General features: G+C 40.0%; 4 protein-coding genes and 1 pseudogene. 4 read left to right on the forward strand and 1 reads right to left on the reverse strand.

What is annotated here, in order from left to right:
* Window positions 1-400 precede the first annotated feature (400 nt).
* The 3 genes from ilvD to CUN59_RS18575 all read left to right on the forward strand — a co-directional run bounded on the left by ilvD (window position 401) and on the right by CUN59_RS18575 (window position 4,493).
* Entirely contained in the window at window positions 401-2,092 is a 1,692-nt protein-coding gene (ilvD, locus tag CUN59_RS18565) for a dihydroxy-acid dehydratase (protein WP_104389239.1), read from the forward strand.
* 270 nt (window positions 2,093-2,362) lie between these two features.
* Complete coding sequence (locus tag CUN59_RS18570) at window positions 2,363-3,028, forward strand: hypothetical protein (protein ID WP_207765446.1); 666 nt, start codon at window positions 2,363-2,365, stop codon at window positions 3,026-3,028.
* A gap of 256 nt (window positions 3,029-3,284) precedes the next feature.
* Window positions 3,285-4,493: a 4-hydroxy-3-methylbut-2-enyl diphosphate reductase gene (locus tag CUN59_RS18575; RefSeq protein ID WP_104389241.1), complete on the forward strand. Its 1,209-nt coding sequence runs from the start codon at window positions 3,285-3,287 to the stop codon at window positions 4,491-4,493.
* Window positions 4,494-4,820: 327 nt separating this feature from the next.
* Here the strand turns inward: CUN59_RS18575 and sodB are convergent, their stop codons facing one another.
* Window positions 4,821-5,420 (reverse strand): superoxide dismutase [Fe], encoded by a 600-nt coding sequence (gene sodB / locus CUN59_RS18580; RefSeq protein ID WP_104389240.1) that lies wholly within the window; start codon window positions 5,418-5,420, stop codon window positions 4,821-4,823.
* Between the two features lie 507 nt (window positions 5,421-5,927).
* On the opposite strand from sodB, the pseudogene CUN59_RS18585 reads away from it, so the two are divergent.
* Window positions 5,928-6,147 (forward strand): annotated as a pseudogene (locus CUN59_RS18585) (DUF3859 domain-containing protein); the annotation flags it as partial.

The raw sequence follows: 6,147 nt of genomic DNA on the forward strand, positions 1-6,147 counted from the left end.
TCAGGAGTCAGGAGACAGGAGGAAGAATTAGGAGGAAGAATGGAGATAAGAATATGTCTCGAATCTGAGAAAGTGATAGGTTTTTAATGGTTTCAATGCTTATTCCTTGCACCTAATTCACTTTTTTGAGCCTGAAACTCTTAATATATCTAGGTTTTTGGTTTATTCAGCAAGCCCTAATTAGGGGTTGCTGAAAAAGTTGTCTGTGAGGAGAAGGAACACTTAGACAAGCTCAGTGCATCCCAGGGAACAGGCAATACAATCGAGGGTGGGGAAACCCCGCCCCTACAGGTTTGACAATTTAATAATTCTGACAATCTGATTCTATGCAGCTACATCTTAATTTGGTATAAGGAATACTGAAGACTAGGGGATAATAGTAAGGAAGGAAAAAAGATAGATGTCGGAAAATCTTAAAAGCAAAGCTATCACACAAGGGGTACAGCGATCGCCTAACCGTGCCATGCTGCGGGCTGTAGGTTTCCAAGATGAAGACTTTAACAAAGCTATAGTCGGTATAGCCAACGGTTACAGCACCATCACCCCTTGTAACATGGGGATTAATAAACTGGCACAAAGGGCAGAAGCCGCAGTTAAAACTGCCGGTGCCATGCCCCAAATTTTCGGGACAATTACTGTCAGTGACGGGATTTCCATGGGAACAGAAGGGATGAAATACTCCCTCGTATCACGGGAAGTTATCGCTGATTCCATTGAAACAGCCTGTAGCGCCCAAAGTATGGACGGTGTATTGGCCATTGGTGGTTGTGATAAAAATATGCCTGGGGCAATGTTAGCAATGGCGCGGATGAATATCCCTGCTATCTTTGTTTACGGTGGAACAATCAAACCCGGACATTATGAGGGTAAAGACTTAACCGTCGTCAGTTCCTTTGAAGCCGTTGGCCAATACAGTGCCGGGAAAATTGACGAAAATGAACTGTTAGCTGTTGAACGCGGTGCTTGTCCCGGTGCAGGGTCATGTGGTGGGATGTTTACAGCCAATACCATGTCTTCAGCATTTGAAGCAATGGGCATGAGTTTACCCTATTCCTCAACCATGGCCGCAGAAGACCCAGAAAAAGCCGACAGTACGGAACAATCAGCCGTTGTCCTTGTCGAAGCCATTCGCAAGCAGATATTACCTCGGACAATCATCACCCGGAAATCTATTGAAAACGCCATATCTGTAATTATGGCTGTGGGTGGTTCAACCAATGCCGTATTGCATTTTCTAGCGATCGCTCGCGCTGCTGGTGTAGAATTAACCATAGACGACTTTGAAACCATCCGCGGCCGAGTTCCCGTTATCTGTGATTTAAAACCCAGTGGTAGATATGTCGCCACAGACCTACACAAAGCCGGCGGTATTCCCCAAGTTATGAAAATGCTTTTAGTCCATGACTTACTCCATGGAGACTGTATCACCATTTCTGGGCAGACCGTCGCCGAAGTATTAGCAGATATCCCTCCAGAACCACGCCCAGATCAAGATGTAATTCGTCCGTGGCATAACCCCATGTATGCCCAGGGACACCTAGCCATTCTCAAAGGCAACCTCGCCACGGAAGGGGCAGTAGCCAAAATTACTGGAGTTAAAAAGCCAGTCATTACAGGCCCTGCCAGAGTATTTGAATCAGAAGAATCCTGTTTAGATGCCATCCTAGCCGGAAAAATCAAAGCCGGTGATGTCATCGTTATTCGTTACGAAGGCCCCAAAGGCGGCCCCGGCATGAGAGAAATGTTAGCTCCTACCTCCGCCATTATTGGTGCTGGTTTAGGAGACTCCGTAGGCTTAATTACCGACGGACGTTTCTCTGGTGGTACTTACGGCATGGTAGTCGGTCACGTTGCCCCAGAAGCGGCTGTAGGCGGTAATATCGCCCTAGTAGAAGAAGGTGATAGTATTACCATAGATGCCCATAATCGTCTGTTACAACTGAATATATCAGATGCAGAATTAGCCACCCGTCGCGCCAATTGGCAACCACTTCCACCCCGGTATACTAAAGGCGTACTGGCCAAATATGCCAAACTGGTATCCTCCAGCAGTGTAGGTGCAGTCACAGATTTGGACTTATTTGTCAATTAGAATTATACTAAGTAGGTTGGCATTAAAAATTGTCGTTGGGGCAAGGGAACAGGGAACAGGGAACAGGGAACAGGGAACACCGAAATTTTACTTTTCTTCACATACCTTTAAGTTTTTCGGTTCACCTACTTAGATACCCGACTTCTTAAAGAAGTTGGGTAATTGAATAAAATTAATTTTGAAAATAGCATCTCTTCCTTCTTACCCTCCGTGTCTTCCGCGCCTCTGTGGTTCGTTATCTTGAATATTTTCTTGAATATTTTCAAGCCTATGCAGCTAAATCCAATCTTACCAGACAAAGTTACTCAACATTGGCAAATATTAAAAAATGGTGTTCATAATTTCACTCAATCCATACAACAAAAAGCCACAGAAACAACAGATAATACTAAAACTTATTTAGAAAATAATTGGCAAAATGTCGAGAAAATTGCTAACAATACATTAGAAGTAATCCAAAAAAATATTAATACCGCTATTCATGATTTATTATCACAATATCCCTGGTTTTTCCAAATATTAGAAGTATTCACATGGGGAATAAATCACCCCGTGAGAGGGTTGATAATTTTATTATTTACAATTGCTCTGCTTGGGAGTATTATCAAAGCAATTGTTAAAGTCATAGAAACTGCTAGTTGGTCAATATTAAAAATTCCTTTTATATTATTACAAAAATTATTAAAATCTCTCTGGATGATATTAAGCCAATTGGGAATTTTCGGAATTGGGAAAATTAAAACTCATCAGTTCAATGATAATAAACAGCAAAGGTTAGCGGAAATTTCCCAGCGTTTAGAAGTTATTCACAATGAACAAAAAGCACTATTAGAAGAAGCTGCTAAACTGATGAAATCAAAGAATACGATGATTATTCCCTTTGCGTCGGAAAAGTACGAATTAAATGAACCACAAAAACACGAAGAACACGAATAAGGAAAAGAAGAACAGAATTAATCTAATAGTAATAATTCCTATTTAGCTTCAATAAATTCTCTCGGCAATTAGTGCTTATGTACTAAATACAGGCATTTCCTTGGGGTGTGACAGTTGAGGGTGCGGAATGTGGGATATATTTCTCCCCCACTCCCCGACTCCCCCCCTACTTGAAACGTTAATATTTCCGTGGAAAAACCACAATCGTCTCCAAGTGCGAGAAAATCGAAAGAGTAATTTTAGTTGTCAATTTCAAATGGATACAAAAGCTTTTAAACGCAGCCTTCAACATTCAGCGAATTACAATCGTAAAGGCTTTGGCCATCAAGCGGAAGTTTCTACCCAGTTACAATCTGAGTATCAGAGTAACTTAATTCAGGAAATACGCGATCACAACTACATTCTCAAACGTGGTAATGTTACCATTCAATTGGCTCAAGCTTTTGGCTTTTGTTGGGGTGTGGAACGTGCTGTGTCCATGGCCTATGAAACCCGTCAGCATTTCCCCACGGAACGCATTTGGATTACTAATGAAATTATTCATAATCCATCTGTTAATAAAAGAATGCAGGAAATGCAAGTAGAATTTATTCCTGTAATTGACAAAGTAAAAGATTTTTCCGTTGTTGGTAAGGGTGATGTAGTGATTTTACCAGCCTTTGGTGCAAGTGTTCAAGAAATGCAAATCTTGAATGATAAAGGCTGTCAAATTGTGGATACTACTTGTCCTTGGGTATCTAAGGTTTGGAATACTGTAGAAAAGCATAAAAAAGGCGATTACACCTCAATTATTCATGGAAAATATAAACATGAAGAAACAGTTGCCACCAGTTCCTTTGCTGGTAAATATTTGATTGTTTTGAATTTAAAAGAAGCAGAATATGTAACTAATTATATTCTCAATGGTGGCGATCGCCAGGAATTTTTAGCCAAGTTTGCTAAAGCTTGTTCTGCGGGATTTGATCCTGATCAAGATTTAGAACGGGTAGGTATTGCTAACCAAACAACTATGCTCAAAGGTGAAACCGAACAAATCGGAAAAATGCTAGAGCGGACAATGATGCAGAAATATGGCCCCGCAGAATTAAATCAGCATTTTCAAAATTTTAATACAATCTGTGATGCTACCCAAGAACGTCAAGATGCTATGTTAGAATTAGTACAAGAAAATGTAGATTTAATGATAGTTATTGGTGGGTTTAATTCATCAAATACTACCCAATTACAGCAGATTGCTTTTGATCAGGGTATTCCTTCCTATCACATTGATTGTGTTGACAGAATTCACTCAATTAACACTATTGAACACCGCCAATTATCAGGTAATTTGGTAATTACAGAAAACTGGCTACCATCAGGAGAAATTAAAGTTGGTGTCACTTCTGGCGCTTCTACACCGGATAAAGTTGTGGAAGATATAATTGAGAGAATTTTTGCCCTCAAAGCCACAGCAGCTTTAGTGTAATTCTTGTTGATGTTGGTCGAATAGGAGTAGGGACGTTCCATGGAACGTCTCTAAAATTATGACTTAGGAGTGAACGTTATGCCAACCGCTCTCCAACGCGGAGAGGAGCATTTTAACCTCTCATTAGAATCTTACAATTAGGTTTTTAAGGCTCTCCAGTATTAAATGTTATTTTTTTTCCCTCTCCTCTTGGGAGAGGGTTAGGGAGAGGTTTACCAGAGGGGTTAAAAATTGTTGGTCGAACTCACGTTAGATCAAAAAAATTTGCTACAGATCCCCGTCCTTCAAGACAGAAAAATCATACATCCAAAATCCAAAATCGAGTGACTAAGCAGCTAAATTCACAGCTACAAAGTCCCAGTTCACCAAATTATCTAAGAAATTTTTGATGAATGCAGGACGAGCATTTTTGAAATCAATGTAGTAAGCGTGTTCCCAAACGTCAATGGTAAGAAGTGCTTTTTTACCATGAGCGAGGGGGTTTTCTGCGTTGGGGGTTTTCATTACCTTGAGTGTACCACCATCATCAACTAACCAAGCCCAACCACTACCGAATTGAGTTGCAGCAGCGTTAGAAAATTCTTCTTTGAATTTGTCGAAGCTACCAAAATCTTTCTCAATTCTAGCTGCTAAATCGCCTGTAGGTGCGCCGCCACCTGCGGGTTTTAAGCAATTCCAGAAGAAGGTATGATTCCAAACTTGAGCAGCATTGTTGAAGATTCCAGCTTTAGTAGAGTCTTTAAAAGCAATTTGAATTACTTCTTCTAAAGACTTGGTAGCTAAATCTGTACCTTCAGTTAACTTATTGAGGTTATCTACATAAGCTTTATGATGCTTACCATAGTGATACTCAAAGGTTTCAGCTTTCATGCCATAAGACTCTAGAGCATCAGAAGCAAAAGGTAAGGGGGGTTGTGTAAATGCCATTGTATGAAATCCTCTTTTTACTGTTTTCTAGTTGAAAGCTATGAAAAGCTTCAGAAATTACAGGCTTTGTATGGTGTGGTTTTATATCTTTAGGATCGGGATATAAAACTTAACATTGCTATTCTACTACCAAAGTGAAAATTCCCAGCGCTGTCAAAGTAGTTATTCTAGAAGATAAAACCTGAAATCTGCTACTTTAGCCTAAATTTTCTCTCTATAACGTTGCATAATGCGTTGCATCATATCCTGTGCTAACCTCCGGATCCATTGCTATAGATGATCTGAATGTTGTAAATTGTTGTCAGGGAGCGATCGCTATACTGATATTAGTCTGAGTATTCAGCTATAGCCATCGTTCATACCCATATCCCCGACTTCTTTTCGGTTCTTTTTGCGTAAGTCCTGTTGATTACAGAAGTCGGGGATTTTATCCCCTCATGTTAATACTTACAGATTAGTTACAAATTTTAGCAACTTGTCCTGCTCGAAAATTACCATCAACAAATTATGAACCAGCGACTAACTCAAGAACAATTAAACGAAATTATTGCGGAAGTTCAAGGTTTACAATTGCGTCAAGAAGTGGAATTTGATCAACAGCAAATTCAGGAAATTTTACAAGAGTTAAATTTACCACCAGAATTATTAGATGAAGCTGTAATTCAACTACGTCGTCGTCAAGCTTTGGAAGTGGAACAACGTCGCAATAAAATGATTATAGCTGGAG

It is taken from the genome of Cuspidothrix issatschenkoi CHARLIE-1 (genome assembly GCF_002934005.1).
GTDB classification, from domain to species: Bacteria; Cyanobacteriota; Cyanobacteriia; order Cyanobacteriales; family Nostocaceae; genus Cuspidothrix; species Cuspidothrix issatschenkoi.

Bases quoted from the DNA above. Each gene is read 5' to 3' on its own strand.
- ilvD (WP_104389239.1), top strand. From the start codon at position 401: ATGTCGGAAAATCTTAAAAGCAAAGCTATCACACAAGGGGTACAGCGA.
- CUN59_RS18570 (WP_207765446.1), top strand. From the start codon at position 2,363: ATGCAGCTAAATCCAATCTTACCAGACAAAGTTACTCAACATTGGCAA.
- CUN59_RS18575 (WP_104389241.1), top strand. From the start codon at position 3,285: ATGGATACAAAAGCTTTTAAACGCAGCCTTCAACATTCAGCGAATTAC.
- sodB (WP_104389240.1), bottom strand. From the start codon at position 5,420: ATGGCATTTACACAACCCCCCTTACCTTTTGCTTCTGATGCTCTAGAG.